This is a genomic window from Sphingopyxis sp. (genome assembly GCF_035944815.1).
Taxonomy (GTDB): Bacteria; Pseudomonadota; Alphaproteobacteria; order Sphingomonadales; family Sphingomonadaceae; genus Sphingopyxis.
In genome coordinates, this window is sequence record NZ_DASZAU010000013.1 from 54,914 (window position 1) to 74,148 (window position 19,235).

At 66.3% G+C, this 19,235-nt stretch carries 14 protein-coding genes; 10 read left to right on the top strand and 4 right to left on the bottom strand.

Annotation, left to right across the window (positions count from 1 at the left end; genetic code table 11):
- Positions 1–23 precede the first annotated feature (23 nt).
- Positions 24–398: a septal ring lytic transglycosylase RlpA family protein gene (locus tag VGU00_RS17595; RefSeq protein ID WP_327470870.1), complete on the top strand. Its 375-nt coding sequence runs from the start codon at positions 24–26 to the stop codon at positions 396–398.
- Between the two features lie 3 nt (positions 399–401).
- Here the strand turns inward: VGU00_RS17595 and VGU00_RS17600 are convergent, their stop codons facing one another.
- Positions 402–1,295 (bottom strand): glutaminase, encoded by an 894-nt coding sequence (locus VGU00_RS17600; RefSeq protein ID WP_327471746.1) that lies wholly within the window; start codon positions 1,293–1,295, stop codon positions 402–404.
- 136 nt (positions 1,296–1,431) lie between these two features.
- Between VGU00_RS17600 and VGU00_RS17605 the strand changes: the two genes are divergently transcribed.
- The 9 genes from VGU00_RS17605 (at position 1,432) to VGU00_RS17645 (ending at position 15,062) form a co-directional block, all read left to right on the top strand.
- Positions 1,432–1,905, top strand: a complete 474-nt coding sequence (locus VGU00_RS17605; RefSeq protein WP_327470872.1) for a VOC family protein — start codon at positions 1,432–1,434, stop codon at positions 1,903–1,905.
- Entirely contained in the window at positions 1,902–2,246 is a 345-nt protein-coding gene (locus VGU00_RS17610) for a metalloregulator ArsR/SmtB family transcription factor (protein ID WP_327470873.1), read from the top strand. The genes VGU00_RS17605 and VGU00_RS17610 overlap by 4 nt, the downstream gene beginning before the upstream one ends.
- Entirely contained in the window at positions 2,243–2,710 is a 468-nt protein-coding gene (locus VGU00_RS17615) for an SRPBCC domain-containing protein (protein ID WP_327470875.1), read from the top strand. The genes VGU00_RS17610 and VGU00_RS17615 overlap by 4 nt, the downstream gene beginning before the upstream one ends.
- A gap of 217 nt (positions 2,711–2,927) precedes the next feature.
- Complete coding sequence (locus VGU00_RS17620) at positions 2,928–5,339, top strand: ligase-associated DNA damage response DEXH box helicase (RefSeq protein WP_327470877.1); 2,412 nt, start codon at positions 2,928–2,930, stop codon at positions 5,337–5,339.
- A gap of 69 nt (positions 5,340–5,408) precedes the next feature.
- The gene (locus VGU00_RS17625) at positions 5,409–6,446 is read left to right on the top strand and encodes a retroviral-like aspartic protease family protein (protein WP_327470879.1); all 1,038 of its coding nucleotides are present in this window, start codon (positions 5,409–5,411) and stop codon (positions 6,444–6,446) included.
- Positions 6,447–6,496: 50 nt separating this feature from the next.
- Entirely contained in the window at positions 6,497–7,219 is a 723-nt protein-coding gene (gene pdeM / locus VGU00_RS17630) for a ligase-associated DNA damage response endonuclease PdeM (protein WP_327470881.1), read from the top strand.
- Positions 7,220–7,371: 152 nt separating this feature from the next.
- Positions 7,372–10,188 (top strand): TonB-dependent receptor, encoded by a 2,817-nt coding sequence (locus VGU00_RS17635; protein ID WP_327470882.1) that lies wholly within the window; start codon positions 7,372–7,374, stop codon positions 10,186–10,188.
- A gap of 207 nt (positions 10,189–10,395) precedes the next feature.
- Positions 10,396–13,128, top strand: coding sequence for a TonB-dependent receptor (locus tag VGU00_RS17640; RefSeq protein ID WP_327470884.1), 2,733 nt, complete (start codon positions 10,396–10,398; stop codon positions 13,126–13,128).
- Between the two features lie 110 nt (positions 13,129–13,238).
- A complete protein-coding gene (locus tag VGU00_RS17645; protein ID WP_327470886.1) occupies positions 13,239–15,062 on the top strand; it encodes a sodium:proton antiporter in 1,824 nt (607 codons plus the stop codon).
- Between the two features lie 10 nt (positions 15,063–15,072).
- On the opposite strand, the gene holA is transcribed toward VGU00_RS17645, so the two are convergent.
- Genes holA through leuS form a run of 3 tightly spaced genes read right to left on the bottom strand, consistent with a single transcriptional unit; the run spans position 15,073 to position 19,207 of the window.
- The gene (holA, locus tag VGU00_RS17650) at positions 15,073–16,104 is read right to left on the bottom strand and encodes a DNA polymerase III subunit delta (protein WP_327470888.1); all 1,032 of its coding nucleotides are present in this window, start codon (positions 16,102–16,104) and stop codon (positions 15,073–15,075) included.
- Between the two features lie 5 nt (positions 16,105–16,109).
- Positions 16,110–16,658 carry an LPS assembly lipoprotein LptE gene (gene lptE, locus VGU00_RS17655; protein ID WP_327470890.1) on the bottom strand — a complete coding sequence of 183 codons (549 nt, stop codon included), beginning with the start codon at positions 16,656–16,658 and terminating at the stop codon, positions 16,110–16,112.
- Entirely contained in the window at positions 16,658–19,207 is a 2,550-nt protein-coding gene (leuS, locus tag VGU00_RS17660) for a leucine--tRNA ligase (protein WP_327470892.1), read from the bottom strand. The genes lptE and leuS overlap by 1 nt, the downstream gene beginning before the upstream one ends.
- Between the last annotated feature and the right edge of the window lie 28 nt (positions 19,208–19,235).

A 19,235-nucleotide genomic window follows, 5' to 3' on the forward strand; every position in this document is an offset into this window, starting at 1 on the left:
TCTTTTCAGCCCTTTTGATACCGATGATGCTGACGGTTTCGGCCGCCGCGCAGGACTTGGATGTCATTGACGAACCGGCCATCGAAGCCCCCGATTTCACCGAAATCGACGGCGGAATGGCGAGCTATTACGGCAACGAACTCGCCGGCAATCGCACCGCAAGCGGCGAACGCTTCGACCCTGCCCAGCTCACTGCGGCGCACCGCACGCTCCCCTTTGGCAGCATGGTACGCGTCACCAACACGTCGAACGGCGACAGCGTCGTCGTTCGCATCAACGACCGCGGCCCCTTTACCCACGGCCGAGTGATCGACGTCAGCACCGCCGCGGCGCGCGAAATCGGCATGCACCGCAGCGGCACCGCACGCGTCAAGCTGGCCCTGCTCACCGACGACTGAGGATCAGTCGAACACCGACCAGCCCGCCGCATAGGCGAAATGTTCGAGCGCGACGGCGCCCGCCAGTGATGTCCCCGCCTCGTTGAGCGCAGGCGACCAGACCGCAATCGATCCCTGCCCTGGCGCGATACACAATATGCCCCCGCCGACGCCGCTCTTGCCCGGCAGGCCGACGCGGAAGGCGAATTCGCCGCTGTTGTCGTAATGGCCGCAGAGCATCATGATCGCGTTGATACGCCGCGCGCGGTGCGGTTCGATCAGTTGCTCGCCGCTGAGCGGATCGCGGCCCTCCATCGCAAGGAACAGCCCCGCACGCGCAAGCTGGCGACACGACATGGCGATCGCGCACTGGCGGAAATAGACACCGACGACCGTTTCGACCGGATGCGTCAGATTGCCGAAAGCGTCCATGAAATGCGCAAGACTGCGGTTGCGCGCGCCCGTTTCGGATTCGGAAAAGGCGACATCGAAATCGATCCCGACGCTGTCATCGCCCGCGCGGGCGCGCATGAAATCGACAATCTCGTCGATGGTCGCATCGCCGCTGCGTCCGTCGATCAGGCGGTCCGTCGTCGCGATCGCGCCCGCGTTGATCAGCGGATTGCGCGGGATGCCCTGCTCGCTTTCGAGCTGCACGATCGAATTGAACGCCGACCCCGAGGGCTCGCGCCCGACGCTGTCCCACAGCGAACTGCCGACCCGGCGAAGCGCGAGCGCCAGCGTGAAGACCTTCGACACCGACTGGATCGAGAAGGGCTCGTCGGCATCGCCAGAGGTGTGGACGGTGCCATCGGGAAGCGCGAGCGCAAAGCCGAGCTTGTTCGGGTCAACATTGGCGAGCGCGGGAATATAGTCGGCGACGCGTCCCTGGCCGAGGTGAGCCGCGGCGAGCTTCATCGCCTCTTCGATATGGTTTCCGAGGTTGTCGGTCATTGGGGAACTTTAGCATCTTTGCGCATATCGGCGAGTATTTTCATTTTTATAGAAATATTCTATATGGGTGAAATCATATAGCCGAATCGGGAGACGAGACATGGCCGACCATCCGCGTTCCAAGGGACTTTCGAGCGCCGTCTGCTACAAGGACGCGAAGGCGGCGTTCCGCTGGCTGGAGGACGCCTTCGGGTTCGAGCCGACCTTTGTGCTGCTCGATGCCGATGGCAATCTCGCGCACAGCGAGATGGAATATGGCCATTCGTCGATCATGATCGGCAATGAATGGTCCCACGATCACCGCAGCCCGGCGAACCTCGGCGGAAAGAATACGCAAACGGTGCATGTCCAGCTGGGCCAGGGCGAGGATATCGACGCGCATTGCGAGACAGCGCGCAGCGCGGGCGCCGACATCATCGCCGAACCCGAAACGCAATTCTACGGCGACCGCACCTACCGCGCGAAGGATCCCGAGGGGCATATCTGGACCTTTGGCGTGACGGTCGCGGAGAAGACGTCCGACGAATGGGACGCCGAGGGCGGTTTCACGACCAAGACGCGGCTCGACGATTGAGCGCCGCGGTCGACCGCACGCTCGCCGCGCTCGCCGATCCGGTCCGGCGGCGCGCGGTCGAGCTGCTGGGCGAGCGGCCGCGCAGCGCGGGCGAGCTGGCCGGCGATCTCGGGCTCGCGCCGCCGGCGATGAGCCGCCACCTGCGCGCGCTCAAGGAAGGCGGACTGGTCGAGGACGGGCACCCGGCGTTCGACGCGCGCGTGCGCATCTATAGCCTCAAGGACGGCGCGACCGACGGGCTGAAGCAATGGCTCGCCGAGACCGAGGCGCTGTGGATGCACCAGCTTGCCGCGTTCAAGCGCCATGTCGAGAACGGCGTCAAGGGCGGGGACCAGGGATGAGCGCGGCGGTGATCGTCGCACTGCGCGTCGCGGCGACGCCCGAAGCCGCGTTCACCGCCTTCACGCGCGACATCGGCACATGGTGGAAAAGCCACCCGCTGTTCCAGCTTAGCCGCAAGGGCGACGGCGCGCTGCGTTTCGACCCCGCGGGCCCCGACGGGCGGCTCGTCACGCGCTTCGACGACGGCAAGGAGTGGGAGATCGGGCCGGTGCGCCACTGGCTGCCCGGCGAGCGGCTGGCGTTCGGGTGGCGGCTGCCGAGCTTCAAGGCCGGGCAGACGACCGAGGTCGATGTCCATTTCGAGGCGGTCGGCGCCGAGACGCGCGTGACGGTCGAGCACCGCGGCTGGGACGGCATCCCGCAGCAACATGTCGCGCGGCACGGCTTCGAGCTGATGCTGTTCCAGCGGCGGCTGGGGGAATATTGGCGGGGGTTGCTGCAGGGGATGGCAGCGGGGCTTTGAAGGAATACCGGTTTGGGGTGGAGAGCGGATGTTGAGCTACCCCACTTCCGTCATCCCGGGCTTGACCCGGGACCCGCCTTTCTTCTGGCTGACGGTGAAAGGAAAGGCAGGCCCCGGGTTAAGCCCGGGGCGACGATGATGGAGAGGAAGCTTCCGGTCGTTAGCCGAAGATTAGAGAAACATTGCGCGCGCACCGCGCTCGCCCCAAGTTGGTCGCATGTCCCTCCCCGCCCCCTTTGCCGACTGGTTCGCCGCGCGCGGGTGGCGCGTCAGGCGGCATCAGGCCGATATGCTGGCGGCGGGGCAGCGCGGCGAGCATGCGCTGCTCGTCGCGGCGACGGGCGCGGGCAAGACGCTGTCGGGGTTTTTGCCGAGCCTTGTCGACCTTGCCGAGCATCCTTCGGACCGGCTGCACACGCTTTATGTGTCGCCGCTGAAAGCGCTTGCCGCCGATGTCGAGCGCAATCTTCTGGGACCGATCGCCGAGATGGCGCTCGACATCAGCGTCGAGAGCCGCAGCGGCGACACGAGTTCGGACAAGAAGGCGCGGCAGCGGAGCCGGCCGCCGAACATCCTGCTGACCACCCCCGAATCGCTGTCGCTGCTGCTGTCCTATCCCGACAGTTTCACAATGTTCGCCGACCTCAAGACGGTGGTGATCGACGAGATCCACGCCTTTGCGCCGGGCAAGCGCGGCGATTTGCTGAGCCTCGCGATGGCGCGGTTGCAGGCGATCGCCCCCGGCCTCCGCCGCGTCGGGCTGTCGGCGACGATCGCCGATCCGGTGCAATATGCCGGCTGGCTTGCGCCCGGCGCCGATGCGGATACGGTGACATTGGTCGAGGGCGAGGCGGGCGCCGACCCCGACATCGACATCCTGCTGCCCGAAGGCGCGGTGCCCTGGGCGGGGCATTCGGGGCGCTATGCGGTGCATCAGGTGATGGAGGTGGTCGCGGCGAACCGCACGACGATCATCTTCTGCAACACGCGCGGGCTTGCCGAGCTGATCTTTCAGGAGCTGTGGAAGGTCAACGACCTCGGCCTGCCGATCGCGATCCACCACGGCAGCCTCGACCGTGAAGCACGTCAGCGGGCCGAAGCAGCGATGGCCGAAGGGCGGCTGCGCGCACTAGTCGCGACGTCGAGCCTCGACCTCGGGCTCGACTGGGGCGACGTCGATTGCGTGATCCAGATGGGGGCGCCCAAGGGATCGTCGCGGCTGCTGCAGCGGATCGGGCGCGCGAACCATCGGCTCGACGAACCGAGCAAGGCATTGATCGTGCCCGGCAACCGCTTCGAATATCTGGAGGCGCAGGCCGCGCTCGACGCCGTCGATGCGGGCGAGCGCGACGCCGACCGCTTCCGCCCCGGCGCGCTCGACGTGCTCGCGCAGCATGTGATGGCGCTCGCCTGCGCCGCGCCGTTTCGCGAGGAGGCGCTGCTGGCGGAAATCCGCAGCGCCGCGCCCTACCAGTGGATCGACGCCGAGACCTTTGCCCGGCTGCTCGGTTTCGTGCGCGACGGCGGCTATGCGCTCAAAAGCTACGACCGCTTCCGCCGCCTTGCGCCCGACGGGCAGGGCGGGTGGCGGATCGCGCATCCGAAGCTCGCGGCGCAGCACCGGCTGAACGCCGGGATCATCGTCGATGCCCCGACGCTCGACGTGCGCTTCAAAAACGGGCGGCGGCTCGGCACGGTCGAGGAATATTTCGCGAGCACATTGGTGACGGGCGACACCTTTGCCTTCGCCGGACTCAGCCTCGAGGTCGAAAGCATCCGCGACACCGACCTGATCGTCCGCGCGACGACGCGGCCTGCGCGCATCCCCTCCTATGTCGGCGCGCGCATGGCGTTGACGACGCGGCTCGCCGACCGCGTGCGCGGTTTCCTCGCCGATCCGGCCAGCTGGCAGCGTTTTCCCGAGGATGTGCGCTTCTGGCTGGAAATGCAGGCGCTAAGATCGGTGCTGCCGCGCCCCGGCGAGCTGCTGGTCGAAACCTTCCCGCACGAGGGCCATCATTATCTCGTCGCCTATCCGTTCGAGGGCTGGAATGCGCACCAGTCGCTCGGCATGCTCATCACCAAGCGCATGGAGCGTGCGGGGATGCAGCCTTTGGGCTTCGTCGCGTCGGACTATGCGCTGGCGATCTGGTCGCTCAAGCCCGTCACCAATCCCGAGACGTTGTTCGACGCCGAAATCCTGTCCGACGAATTCGTCGAATGGGTCGAGAATTCACACCTTTTGAAGCGTGCCTTTCGCGAGGTCGCGGTGATCGGCGGGCTGATCGAGCGCCAGCATCCGGGCAAGCGCAAGACAGGCAAGCAGGTGACTTTTTCGACCGACCTGATTTTCGACGTGCTCCGGAAATATGAACCCGACCATCTGCTGCTCGAGGCCGCCTGGGCCGACGCACGCGAGCGGCTGACCGACGTCGCGCGGCTCGGCGACCTGCTCGACCGCGCGGCGGGGACGATGCTGCACCGGGGGCTCGAGCGGATCAGCCCGCTCGCCATCCCGGTGCTGGTGCTGATCGGGCGCGAAAATGTCGCGGCATCCGACCTCGACGACGCCCTGCTCGGCGAGCTCGCCGACACGTTGGCCGAAGAAGCGATGGGTCCCAAACCCTGAACGGCGTTTCGCTTGCTGCGGAGGCCGATGAGGCGTAGATTGGGGCAAAATATGCAGAGGATGCCAGCGATGACCCAAGCCACCAGGTTGTCCGCCCCATTGGCGCTGTTGCTCGCCGCCCCCATGCTGCTCGGCGCGACGCCGGCCCCCGCCGATCCGCCGCCCGTCCCGGCGGCCGCGCCCGCGCCGAAAGGCGAAGCGATCGCGCCGCCGGTGACGGTCACGCCCTTCATCCAGCCCTTCGACCTCGACGCGACACAGCGCATGGCGGTGAAGGTGATGGTCGGCGGCAAGGGTCCCTTTTCTTTCCTCGTCGATACCGGCGCCGAACGCACGGTGATCGCGCGCGAACTCGCCGAACGGCTGGGACTGGTCGAAGGGGAGAAGTTGCGGCTGGCGACGATCGGCGGATCGGCGATGGTCCCGAGCTTTCGCATCGCCGCGCTGCAGATGTCCGACCTGCATCTCGCATCGGTCGATGCCCCGGCCTTTTTCGGCCGCCATATCGGCGCCGCCGGACTGATCGGCGTCGACATGCTGGAAGAGCGGCGCATCCTGATCGATTTCCGCAAGGAAAGCATGTCGATCCTCGAAACGCGCAAGCGCGCGCGCTCGCTTATCCGCGACGACGATGCGATCGTCGTCACCGCGCGCAACATGGCGGGCCGGCTGATCCTGTCGGACGCCCGGATCGACGGAAAGCGCGTCGACGTCATCGTCGACACGGGCGCGCAGACGAGCGTCGGCAATCTGGCGCTGCAGGAGCTGGTGGCCAAGAACCGGCAGAACCGCCTGCCCTTCCTGCCCACCGTGCTCGGCGCGGTGACCGGCGAAGCCGTCCCCGCAACGCGCACCGCGATCAAACGCATCGTTATCAACGGCATGGACGTCAACGACCTGCCGGTGAGTTTTGCCGACAGCCAGGCGTTTCGCGCGCTGGGTCTCAACGAACGACCGGCGCTGCTGCTCGGCATGGACAGCCTGTCGCTGTTCGACCGGATCGAGATCGATTTCCCGAACAAGCGCGTCGTGTTCGACCTGCCCGACGGCGCGAACCGCCAGACCGGCCAACGCTTCGCCGCAAACGCGCTCGCCGCGGGCGGATAGCCGCCCGGCACCCGCTTGCAGCGGCGCTGCGGCATCGCCATAGCGGATGAATGTCCGCCGCCGTGTCTTTCGATTTCGCGGGCCAGCCGTTCGAGATGCTGGCCGACCGCGCGCTGTTCTGGCCCGCGCACGGCGCGCTGATCGTCGCCGACCTGCATCTGGAAAAGGCGAGCTGGTACGCCGCGCTGGGCCAGCCGCTGCCCCCCTATGACAGCCACGACACGCTCGACCGGCTCGCCGCGCTCGCCGCCGCGACGGGCGCCCGCGCGCTCTGGTGCCTCGGCGACAGTTTCCACGACCGTCACGCCGCCGAACGCATCGCGCCCGCCGTTGCCGAGCGACTGCACCGGCAGGCGGCAGCGGTCGAGTTGCTCTGGATCGCGGGCAATCATGACGGATTGACCGGCGGCGCCTGGGGCGGCGCGATCGCTGACGAACTGGTCGTCGACGGCATCGTCTTTCGCCACCAGAGCGAACGCGCCGAGACGCGTCCCGAAATTTCGGGGCATTTCCACCCCAAATTGCGCCTCAACCTGCGCGGCCGCCCCGTTTCGCGCCCCTGCTTCGCTGGCGACGACCACCGGCTGATTCTGCCCGCCTTCGGCAGCCTGACCGGCGGACTGGCGGCCGACGACCCCGTGATCGCAGCAAATTTTGCCGGACCCTATCATGCGATGCTCGTCGCGCGCGGCCGCCGGCTCGCTTTTCCCTGTCCCGGCCACGCGCGCGATGACGCTACGGCAAGCCGTGCCATCGGGCTCGCAGGCGCCTGAACCCGGCCGAACGGGCGCATTTCCGCCTGTGGCCAAAAAGCATCACATTCTCAAAAACGACGCAAATACAGGGCTTACGCTGGATTGGCCGCGCAATTGAGTTATGCTCCCCCCGCAACAAAAATAATGAAATGTTGAGAGGAGTGCCCGATATGAAATCATCTTCCCTTCGTGCTGCCCGATTTATGCGTACCAGCGCGCTCGGCGTATCGATCGCCATGGCCGCGATTTCGGTTCCGGCCTTTGCCCAGAACACCGCGGCTGATGCCGCGGCCGACACCGCGACGGACGACAGCGACAACACCCCGATCATCGTCACCGCGCAGGGCCGTTCGCAGCTTCTGTCCGATGTGCCCGTCGCGATTTCGGCGGTGAACGCCGAAGCGCTGCAGAACAGCGGCGCGAACGACATCCGCCAGCTGAACCAGGTCGCCCCCTCGCTGCTCGTCTCGTCGACCGGTTCGGAAGCGAACGGCTCGGCACGTATTCGCGGCATCGGCACCGTCGGCGACAACCCCGGCCTCGAAAGCTCGGTCCCCGTGTTCATCGACGGCGTCTATCGCTCGCGCTCGGGCATCGGCCTCAACGAACTCGGCGAAATCGACCGCATCGAAGTGCAGCGCGGCCCGCAGGGCACGCTCGGCGGCCGCAACTCGTCGGCGGGCCTCATCAGCATCTATTCGAAAAAGCCCGATTTCCAGTTCGGCGCCACCGGCGAAGTCACCTATGGCAATTATGATTACTGGCGCCTCGCCGGCAGCGTCACCGGCCCGATCGGCGAAACGCTCGCCGCGCGCCTCGACGGCGTCTGGGTCAAGCGCGACGGTTTCTACAACGACACCGCCAACAACCGCGACATCAACAATCGCGACCGCTATTTCCTGCGTGGCCAGCTGCTGTTCGAACCGACCGACGCGCTGTCGGTCCGCCTGATCGCCGACTATACCTATCGCGACGAGGAATGCTGCGCGGCGACCTATGTCAGCCCGTCGGTCAATCCCTATATCGGCAATCTCAACACGCCGACCGCGGTCGGCGCCGGCGCGACGCCGACGTCGAACAACATCATCAACGTGCTGCGCGATCTCGGCCAGTCGGTCGGCGCCTTCAACCAGGGCTATAGCCGCAACATTTCGGTCACCCCGGGTCGCGGCTTTGCCGGCAAGACCAAGGACTACGGCTTTTCGGGCCAGATCGACTATGATTTCGGCGGCGCGACGCTGACCTCGATCACCGCGTACCGCGAATACCGGTCGAGCCAGGCGGGCGACGTCGACTATGGCACGGTCGACATCCTCTATCGCGGCGACAGCGACGATGCCTATCGCCAGTTCCACACCTTCACGCAGGAACTGCGCCTGCAGGGCGAAGCGTTCGACGGCAAGCTCGACTGGCTCGTCGGCGGCTTCTACGCCAATGAAAAGCTGACCGTTCGCGACAATCTTCGCTTCGGCACCCAATATGGCCGTTTCGCGGCGTGCCGCCTGATTACCGGGACCGCGCTCGCCGGCCTCTATTCGCCGACCAACCCGTCGTGCATCATTCCGGGCGTCGGCCCGGCGACGCTGCTCGGCGCGTTCGGCCCGGCGGGTCCCGACATCGTCGCCGGCCTGTCGGCGCTCGACGGGATCAGCGACAAGGGCAGCATCAACGACCGCTATCGCCAGAACGGGAAGAATTGGGCGCTGTTCACGCACAATATCTTCCACATCACCGACAAGCTCGATTTCACCTTCGGCGTCCGTTACACCAACGACAAGAAGAAGTTCTCGGCGAATTTCACCAACGACAATACCGCCTGCACGACGATCCAGGGCCTGCTGCTCGACGACCTGTCGAGCCCGAACGCCACGATCCGCGCCGTCGCGGGCGGCCTGATCGGCCTCGGCTGCCAGGGCAATTCGACCGCCGAGCTCAACAATGTGTCGATCCGCGACAAGCGGAGCGAGGACGAATGGACCGGCACCGCGATCCTGTCGTACAAGCCGATCGACGACCTGATGCTCTATGCGAGCTATTCGCGCGGTTACAAGGCGGGCGGCTTCAACCTCGACCGCTCGGCGCTGAAATCGCCGATCCTGCCGTTTGCGGCGACCCCGGGCGGCGCGCAGGCGCTGGTCGGCAACCTGCAGTTCGATCCCGAAAAGGTCGACAGCTACGAGCTGGGCGCCAAATATGCGACCGGTCCGTTCAGCCTCGGCCTGACCTTCTTCCGGTCGGACTTCTCGAGCTTCCAGCTCAACACGTTCAACGGCACGGTCTTCCTCGTCCAGAACATCAACGGCTGCGACAGCGACCTGAATGGCGGCGACCGCGACCAGAGCAAGTTCACCGGGGCGCCGAACTATAATGCGGCAGCAGCCACCACCGGCGCGTGCCCGACCGACGACGTCAGCCACGGCGTCCGGTCGGAAGGCTTCGAACTCGAAGCCTCGCTCGTCCCGGCACGCAACTTCCGCATGACCGCGGGCCTGACCTATGCGAAGACCAAATATCGCGACCAGCTGGTCGGCAATAACAATGGCGCGCCGCTCGACCAGGCGCTGCGCCTGCTGCCGGGCAACAATCTGTCGAACGCGCCCGAACTGGTCGCGACCGGCAGCGTCGCCTGGACGCCCGACATCGGCAGCAGCGGCCTGAGCGGCCTCGTCTACCTCGACGGCCGCATGACCAGCGACTACAACACCGGTTCGGACCTGTTCCCGCAAAAGGCGCAGGACGGTTATGCGATCTTCAACGCGCGTATCGGCATTCGCGGCCCCGACGAGAAATGGGGCATCGAATTCTGGGGCCAGAATATCTTCAACAAGCAATATGCCCAGGTCGCGTTCAACTCGCCGTTCCAGGAAGGCGGCACCTCGACCGGCACCGCGTTCGCCGACCCGCAATATCCGGGCGGCCGCCAGATCTTCTCGCAGTTCCTCGCAGAGCCGCGGACCTATGGCGTGACGCTGCGCGGCAAGTTCTGATCGGAACCATCGCGTGAAAAAAGGGGCGGGGCACGATGTGCCTCGCCCTTTCTTTTTGCCCGGCGAAGTCAACCCGTCACATGTGGCAGCTGTGGCGCAAAAGCCGCGCTCGCCGGCATAGTGACGTTACGGCAACGGCGGTGCTGGCCAAAGCCGCACCGCATGATACCCTCGCTCACGAAAAAATAGCTGGGAGAGGGCCTGATCATGCAAAATCATTCCATTCGTGCTGCCCGTGTGTTGCGCACCGGTGCCGCCGGGCTGGCGCTGTCCGCCGCGATCCTGTCGGCCCCCGCAATGGCGCAGGAGGCGCCCGCCGGCGCCGAAACCGACGACGGCACGATCATCGTCACCGCGACACGGCGTAGCGAGGCGCTGTCCGACGTGCCGATCGCGGTGTCGGCGGTGACCGGCGACACGCTGGAAAAAACGGGCGCGACCGATGTGCGCGCGCTGGGGCAGGTCGCGCCGTCGCTGCTCGTGTCGGGCGCGACGAGCGAGGTCAACTTTACCGCGCGCATCCGCGGTATCGGCACGGTCGGGGAGAATCCGGGCCTCGAAAGCTCGGTCGGGCTGTTCATCGACGGCGTCTATCGCAGCCGCACCGGCGTCGGCCTGTCCGAGCTGGGCGATATCGAGCGCGTCGAAGTGTTGCGCGGCCCGCAGGGTACGCTCTTCGGCCGCAACTCGACCGCCGGCCTGATCAACATCGTCACCAAGGGACCCGAACTCGGCACCTTTTCGGGCAAGGGATCCGTGTCCTACGGCAATTATGATTATTGGCGCGTCGACGGGATGATCAACGCGCCGCTGGGCGACAAGGCCGCGGTGCGGCTCGACGGCGTCTGGCAGCAGCGCGACGGCTTCATCAAGAATGTGACGCCGGGCGAGCCCGACATCAACGACCGCGACCGCTGGCTGGTGAAGGGCCAGCTGCTGCTCGAACCGAGCGAGACGGTGAAGCTGCGCCTGATCGCCGACTATAGCGAGCGCAACGAAAATTGCTGCGGCGGGGTGCTGCTCAATCCTGTGCGCAGCCTGACGCGCGGCGCCGACGGATTTCCGGTGGCGTCGCCCAACACGCTGCTGCCCCTGCTCCAACTGCTCGGCGCGAACCATCAGGTCGCGCCCGCGGGCCAGAGCTTCATCCGCCAGCAGGCGACCACGCCGGGCGTCCCTTATCGCAGCGACACCAAGGACTGGGGCGTGTCGGGCGAGCTGACCTGGGATCTGGGCGGCGCGACGCTGACCTCGATCAGCGCCTATCGCGATTACAAGAATGCGCAGGGACAGGACGGCGACTTCAACGCGCTCGACATCCTGCGCCGTACCGATCTCGACCGCCGCTTCCGTCTGTTCACGCAGGAACTGCGGGTGCAGGGCGAGGCGTTCGACGGACGGCTCGACTGGCTCGTCGGCGGCTATTACGCCAATGAGAAGCTCGATGTCGACGACGACATCAAATATGGCGCCGATTACCAGCGCTTCGCCAACTGCCTGGCCGCCGCGACGCTCGCCCCCGCGCTGCTGAACCCGGCGTCGGCGACCTGTTCGAACCTGCCCGCAGCGAACTTCCCGGGTTTCCAGGGGATTGCCGCGCTGCTCGGCGCCGCGCCGCTCAACGGCACCGGCAACAATGGATCGACCTTTGCGCAGCGCAGCACCAATTATGCGATCTTCACGCACAACAGCTTCGACATCGTCGAGGACACACTGACGCTGACCGTCGGCGCGCGCTACACACACGAAAAGAAGACGCTGAGCGGCGATGCCAATTTCACCAACACGCTGTGCCCGGCGATCGTCAATTCGTCGTTGCAGGCGCTAGCGAGCCTCGCCTGCGTGATCAACGGCACCGCACCCGACATCGTCAAGGGTACGCCGGGCACGAAGTTCAGCGAGGGCCAGTGGACCGGCACCGCGGTGCTGAGCTGGAAACCCGATCCCGCCTGGCTCGTCTATGCCTCGGCATCGAAGGGCTACAAGGCCGGCGGCTTCAACCTCGACTATTCGGCGCTCGACCGCCCGTGCAGCACGACCGCGGGGTCGGTGGCACAGAATGCCGCGTGCACCGCGGCGCTCGCGCGCCCCGCGAACACGCCGGGCAACGGCCGCCCCGAAGCGAGCGACCTGCAATTCGCGAGCGAGAAGGTCGACGCCTATGAGCTCGGCGTCAAATGGGACGGGCCGGGCGTCGATGTGAATGTCGCCGCCTTCTGGCAGGAATATAGCAATTACCAGCTCAACACCTTCAACGGCATCAATTTCGAGGTGACGAACATCCAGGCGTGCAAGGACGACCTCGGTACCGGGCCGATCGACAACAGCGCGACGACGGGGGCCTGCGCCGCCGACCGGCTGAAGCCCGGCGTCGTCGCAAAGGGCATCGAGATCGAGACCTTCATTCGCCCCGCGCGCTATCTCTCGGTCAACATGGGGCTGACCTATGTCGACACCCTCTATCGCCGCAACCTCGTCGGCACCGGCGGACGCCCGCTGTCGCCGGTGCTGTTCCAGCTGCCCGGCCGCGGCGTGTCGAACGCCGCCAAATATGTCGCGACGGCAGGGATCAGCTGGACGCCGCCGATCGGCAGTTCGGGGATGAGCGCGCTCGTCTATTTCGACACGCGCCTGCAGAGCGACACCAACACCGGGTCGAACCTCGATATCGAAAAGGTGCAGGACGGCTTTGCGGTGTTCAACGGCCGCATCGGCCTGTTCGGTGCCGATCGCCGCTGGGGCATCGAGCTGTGGGGCCAGAATCTGTTCAACAAGAAATATTACCAGATCGGCGCCGACATGCCGTTGCAGGGATCGAACAGCTTCCGGTCGGTCGCGGCGCCGGCCGCGCTCGGTTTCCCGGCCACCGCGAACAAGCTGTTCGTCGGTTTCCCGGGCGAGCCGCGCACCTATGGCGTGACGATCCGCGGCCAGTTCTGATCGCCCTCTCCCCCTCCTCCTTGCGGGAGGGGTACGGGGACCTGCCGCGGCCGGGCACTGTCGCGGCAGGTCCTTCCCTTTGTCCGGATAAGCCCGCATAGCGTGGGACGATGTTCGCGATCGACTCCCTGCTCGTCAAAATCGCGCTGATCGGCGTGATCGGTATCGGCGCCCAGTGGGTCGCCTGGCGCACGGGAAAACCCGCGATCGCGTTGATGCTCGTCGCGGGCATCGTTGCCGGCCCGCTGCTGGGGCTGATCGATCCCGCCCGCGATTTCGGCGCGTTGCGCGAACCGATCATCAAGCTGGCGGTCGCGGTGATCCTGTTCGAAGGCGGGCTCAGCCTGAAATTCCGCGAATTGCGTCACGCAGGCGTCGCGGTCTTCATGCTCGTGTTCATCGGGGTACCGGTCGGCTGGGCGCTGGGCACCGCCGCCTCTTATTATGGTGCCGGCCTGCCCTTCGAACTCGCCGCGCTGTTCGGCGGCGTGATGGTCGTGACCGGTCCCACGGTGATCGTGCCGCTGCTCCGGACGCTCAACATCACGCCGCGCGTCAAGCATATCCTGAAATGGGAAGCGATCGTGAACGATCCGATCGGCGCGCTGCTCGCCGTCGGCCTCTACGCCTATATCATTCACGGCGGGGCCGAAGCGAACAGCAGCTCGATCATCATCGACGTCGTCGCGGCCAGCCTGCTCGCCGTGCTCGTCGGCGGCGCGGCGGGCTTCGCGCTGACATGGGCCTTTCCGCGCGGCTGGGTGCCCGAATATCTGAAAGCCCCGGTGCTGCTGACGACGGTGATCGCGGTCTTTGTCCTCTCCGACCTCATCATGCACGAAACCGGATTGATCACGGTCACCGTGATGGGCGTCGTCATGGCGAATCGCGAGACCGATTCGAGCCGCACGCTGATGCGGTTCAAGGAGGATCTGACCGTCCTTCTGGTATCGGGCGTGTTCATCATCCTGTCGGCGACGCTCGACTGGGAGGTCGTCAAGAATTTCCAGTTCCGTTTCCTCTTCTTCCTGCTGCTGCTGCTGTTCGTCGTGCGGCCGCTGACGATCATGATCGCGCTGCTGTTCACCCGGATTCCGTTCCGGGAGCGGCTGTTCATCGCATGGATTGCCCCGCGCGGCATCGTCGCGGTCGCGGTGACTGGCCTCTTTGCGCTGCGCCTGTCGGATTATGGCGTGCCGGGCGCCGAGGCGCTCGTCCCGCTGGGCTTTGGCGTCGTCATCGCGACGATCTTTGCCCATGGCTTTACCGCGTCCTGGTTCGCACAGCGACTGGGGCTCGACCGCGGCAAGGGCAATGGCGTGTTGCTGGTCGGCGCGAACAGCTGGACGATCGCCTTCGCCGAGTTCGTAAAGGAGCAGGGCAGCGACGTGCTGATCGCCGACGAAAGCAAGTTCGCCCTTCGCCGCGCGCGGCGCGCCGACCTGCCCGTCTATCAGGGCGACATATTGGACGAGGCGCACGACGACGAACTCGACATGGGGCAATATCAGCAGCTGATCGCCGCGACCGACAACGACAGTTACAATGCGCTGGTGTGCAGCGAACTGGCGCCGGAGATCGGCCATGCACGCGTGAGCCGCATGCTCGCGACCGCGCAGACCGGAACGAGGCGGCGCGGACGCGTGCTGACGCTGTCGGGGACGCCGATCGAGGAACAGCTCGACCGGCTACAAGCGGGGTGGAGCTTCGGGCGCACGAAAATCACCGAGAAATTCACCTATGCCGATTTCGTCGCGCGGATGAAGGCATCGGGCGGCGACAGCCTGGCGGTGTCGCGCGCGAACGGCGAGCTTGCGGTCTTTTCGATGCAGCACCGGCCGCCGGTCGAGGCCGGCGACACGATCTGGACCTTTGTCCCGCCCGACCCCGTGGTCGTGCCGGCGAAAGCGGAGGAACCCGCCGAAGTCGATTAGGGTCGGGACCCTAACGCGCGCGCGCCGCCTGATGCGCGATGTCGGTCATAAGCTTGCGGAACAGCACCGCGCCCGCGGTGCCCGACGCTTTCAGCGCCCGCTCGCAATCGAGCAGCCGGCTCATCAGCCGCGCGATGCGCAGCGAATCCCAGATATGGAGCTGCGCGGTAACCGCGTCGCGCTCTTTCCAGAAAATGCCGCTGGTGCGCGCCGAGACGACCGTCGCGGGATGTGCGCCGGCATCGACTTCGGCGCGCAGGCGCGCGAGCGCGGTCGCACGGATCGCCAGCGCGCGGATGATGCGGATTTCGGCGACGCCGACCGCCGCGGCGGTCGCCAGCATCTCGGGAAGCTCGCGCACCTTGCCGCCGAGCGCGACATTGATGCATTCGCTGACATCCTCTTCGTGCGTCGCGGCGCCCAGCGCGGCGATATCGGCGGCGGTGACCTGCCGCTGGCGATCGGACGCCGCGTCGAGATAGAGCGCGATCTTTTCGATCTCGCGCCGCATCAGCGCCTGATCGCCCGAGACGAGATCGACGAGCAGCTGCGCCTCGGCATTGCCGAGACGGAGACCCTGTTCCTGCGCCGCGCCCATCGCGATGCCGACAAGCGCGCGCCGGTCAGGCTGGTAACAGATCGCGGCGACGGCATGGTCCGACCCTTCGACCAGCTTGACCAGCTTCGACTTGGCGGTGACCGACGCGCCCGTTGCGATCACCGGATTGATCGCGGTTTCGGCAGCGAGCAGCGCCTCGACCGCGGCGAGGCTGTCGTCGCCGCTGCCCGTGAGGTCGAGGCGGATCACGCGTGCGGACGAAAAGAGCGACATCGACGCGGCCTCGGCGGCGAGCAGCGACGGATCCTGCGACAGCTGCGATCCCGTCAGGTCGAGGCGTTCGGCGTCCTTGCCCGCGAGCGCGACCAGATGGCCGGCGACGGCTTCCATCGTCGCCTCGTCGGGACCGGTGAGCAGAGCGAAGCGAACGGCGGGGTCGAGGCGCGACTGGCGTTCGAAGTCGGCGGGTTTGACCGTTTTCATACCCGCTAGGGGGTCGGTGCGGGCGCCGGGGTCGCCTGTTTCGCGCTGCCGCCGCCGCGGTTCGCAAAGACCGCGAGCCGCGTCACGATCTGGTCGGCGACCGCCGAAGCGAGGCGTTCGAGCGCCGAGGATTCGGCGGCGATCGTCGCATATTCGCTGCCGACGACGTCGATGCCGGCGTCCGAAAAGGCGGTCGCGTCGAGCATCACCTCACCCGAGACCGCATCGACGAGCTGGTAGCGCGCGCGCAAGGTGCGCCGTTCGCGCGTCACCGCATCGTCGGCGCGGACGCCGAAGCCGGTGATCGAATCCTCGAGCCGGACATCGAGCCGCAGCCGCTTGCCCGCACCACGCCCGCCCTGCGTCGCCTCCAGCCGGTCGCGCAGCGCGTTGCGCACGAGCCAGCCCGAATGACCCTCGATCGGCGCGACGTCGACGTCGGCGAGCACCGTCGCCACCGCTCCTTTGCTGCCGTTCGCATAGAGCGGCCGCAACCCGCAGCCGCCGAGCATCAGCGAAGCGGCAACGAGCGAGGAGACGAGGAGCGTGCGCATCAGGGTACGATATTCACCAAACGGTCGGGGACCACAATCACCTTCTTGGGCGTCGCGCCGGCGAGCAGTTCGACGATGCGCGGGCGCGCGAGCGCCGCGGCTTCGGTCGCTTCCTTGTCGAGGCCTTTTGCGATCGTCATCGTATCGCGCAGCTTACCCGCCATCTGGATCGCGATTGTCACCTCGTCATCGACGAGCAGTGCCGGATCGGCGACGGGCCATGCGGCGTCGGCGATCATCGCGGTCGAGCGCTGGCTTTCGGGCAGCCCCGCCCACGCCTCTTCGGCAAGGTGCGGCAGCATCGGCGCGACGAGCAGGATCAGGGTGCGGCACGCCTCGGCGCGCGTCGCCGAAGGCTTCGCCTTCTCGATCTCGTTCGCGAGCGCATGGATCTTTGCCACTGCCTTGTTGAAGCCGAGCGATTCGATATCGGCGGCAACGCCCGCGATCGCTTGGTGCAGCTTGCGCGCGAGCGCCTTGTCCTCGCCGCCCTCGCCGACATTTTCGGTGTCGCCGAACAGGCGCCACAGCCGCTGGACGAAGCGCCAGGCGCCCTCGATGCCCGCCTCGCTCCACGGCAGGTCGCGCTCGGGCGGGCTGTCGGAGAGCATGAACCAGCGCGCGGCGTCGGCGCCATATTGGTCGAGGATGGCGTCGGGATCGACGACATTCTTCTTCGACTTCGACATCTTGATAACGCGGCCGATGTCGACCGGCGCGCCGTCGGCGGCCAGCGTCGCGCCGTCGACGCCGCGCTCCACCTCGTCGGGGGTGAAGAAGATCGCCGGCAGGCCTTCGCCCTGCGGCCGGCTATAGGTCTCGTGCGTCACCATGCCCTGCGTGAACAGGCTGGCGAAGGGCTCCTTGATGTCGATCATCCCCATCTTGTTCAGCGCGCGCGTCCAGAAGCGCGCGTAGAGCAGGTGGAGGATCGCATGTTCGATGCCGCCGATATATTGGTCGACGGGCAGCCAGCGACGGATGACGTCGGCGTCGAAGGGCTTGTCCGACGGGGCCGACGCGAAGCGCAGGAAATACCAGCTCGAATCGACGAAGGTGTCGAGCGTGTCGGTCTCGCGCACCGCTTCGCCGCCGCAGCTCGGGCAGGCGACATGCTTCCACGTCGGGTGGCGGTCGAGCGGATTGCCCGGGACCGAGAAATCGGCATCCTCGGGCAGCACGACGGGGAGTTGGCTCTTGGGCACCGGCACCATGCCGCACGCGGAACAGTGGATGAAGGGGATCGGGGTGCCCCAATAGCGCTGGCGCGAGACGCCCCAGTCGCGCAGGCGCCACACGGTCGTGCCCTTGCCCCAGCCCTCATGCTCCGACCGCGCGATGATCGCGGCCTTTGCCTCGTCGATGGTCATCCCGTCGAGGAAATGGCTATTCACCAGCTTGCCGGGACCGGTGTACGCCTCGTCGCCCGAGAAGACCTGCGCGGTCTCGTCGCCGTCGGCGATCACGCGGTGGACGGGCAGGCCATATTTGCGCGAGAAATCGAGGTCGCGCTGGTCGTGCGCCGGGCAGCCGAAAATCGCGCCGGTGCCATAATCCATCAGCACATAGTTCACGACCCAGACGGGCAGGTGCCAGTCGGAGTCGAGCGGATGCTCGACCGACAGGCCGGTGTCGAAGCCCATTTTCTCGGCGGTATCGATCTGCTCGGCGGCGGTGCCCTGCCGGCGACATTCTTCGATGAACGCCGTCAGTTCGGGCGAATCCTTCGCGAGCCTCTCGGCGAGCGGATGGTCGGGCGAAATCGCCGCGAAGCTCGCGCCATAGAGCGTGTCGGGGCGCGTCGTGAAGACGTCGAACCCCGGCGCGCCGCCGGCGAGCTTGAAGCTGAATTCGAGCCCCTGCGACTTGCCGATCCAGTTTTCCTGCATCAGCCGCACTTTGTCGGGCCAGCTGTCGAGCGACCCCAGTCCTTCGAGCAGTTCGTCGGCAAAGTCGGTGATCTTGAGGAACCACTGCGACAATTTCTTCTTTTCGACGAGCGCACCCGAGCGCCAGCCGCGGCCGTCGATCACCTGCTCGTTCGCGAGCACGGTCATGTCGACGGGGTCCCAGTTGACGTAGCTATGCTTGCGCGTGACGAGGCCGTGCGCGAACAGGTCGAGGAACAGCGCCTGCTCCTGCCCGTAATAATCGGGCTCACACGTCGCGAGTTCGCGGCTCCAGTCGATGGCGAGGCCGAGGCGCTTCAGCTGCGACCGCATCGCGGCGATATTGTCGCGCGTCCAGCCGCCGGGGTGCACGCCCTTTTCCATCGCCGCATTTTCCGCCGGCATGCCGAACGCGTCCCAGCCCATCGGGTGGAGGACGTCGTGGCCGGTCATCCTTTTGAAGCGGGCCAGCACGTCGCCCATCGCATAGTTGCGGACATGCCCCATGTGGATGCGCCCCGAAGGATAGGGGAACATCTCGAGGATATAGGCTTTGGGCTTGTCGGCCGTATCAGTCGTGGCAAAGCTGTTCGCCGCCTCCCACGCCTTTTGCCAGCGTGCGTCGGCGGCGAGAGCGCCGAAGCGCGGTTCGCGGGTCATTATTCTGCTACCCCGTTGTCTGTATGCC